1 protein-coding gene is annotated in these 540 nt (G+C 39.4%); it reads left to right on the top strand.

What is annotated here, in order from left to right:
* Positions 1–458, top strand: a 458-nt coding sequence (locus tag BN587_RS02150; RefSeq protein ID WP_044483993.1) for an NADAR family protein, incomplete at its 5' end; no start/stop codon positions are given.
* Positions 459–540 lie beyond the last annotated feature (82 nt).

Genomic DNA, 540 nt, shown 5'->3' with positions numbered 1-540 from the left:
TCCACAACCCGGATGAAGAAAACGGATACCTAAGCAACTGGTATGCTGCTGGATTTACGTATAAAGAAGTGTATTTTACCTCTATGGAGCAGTATATGATGTACCAAAAGGCGGTTTATTTCGGTGATGAAGCTATTGCTGACAAGATACTTCATACCGAAGATGTTGCTGCTATAAAAGAACTTGGGCGTTGCGTATCTGGCTATGATGAAAGCTACTGGAACGGAATCCGTCAAATTGTAGTTTTTGAGGGACTTTATGCTAAATTTTCTCAGAACGAAGAGCTAAAGGTACTGCTGAAAAGCACGGAACAGGCTGTCCTTGCAGAATGTGCCGTAAAAGACAGAATTTGGGGTATTGGACTGTCTATGAAAAACCCTGACAGGTTTGACAGAACTAAGTGGAAAGGAAAAAATCTGTTGGGATATTCTTTAATGATGGTGCGCGAGAAGCTATAATCTATTTACTTTGACGTGTGAAAGCTAAATTTTTGGTAGATTGCAAGTGGAAATTGAACAAGATTTATCATGCAACTAAATC

Source organism: Phascolarctobacterium succinatutens CAG:287, from assembly GCF_000434895.1.
Taxonomy (GTDB): Bacteria; Bacillota; Negativicutes; order Acidaminococcales; family Acidaminococcaceae; genus Phascolarctobacterium_A; species Phascolarctobacterium_A succinatutens_A.
This window is presented reverse-complemented; position numbering and strand designations above follow the sequence as displayed.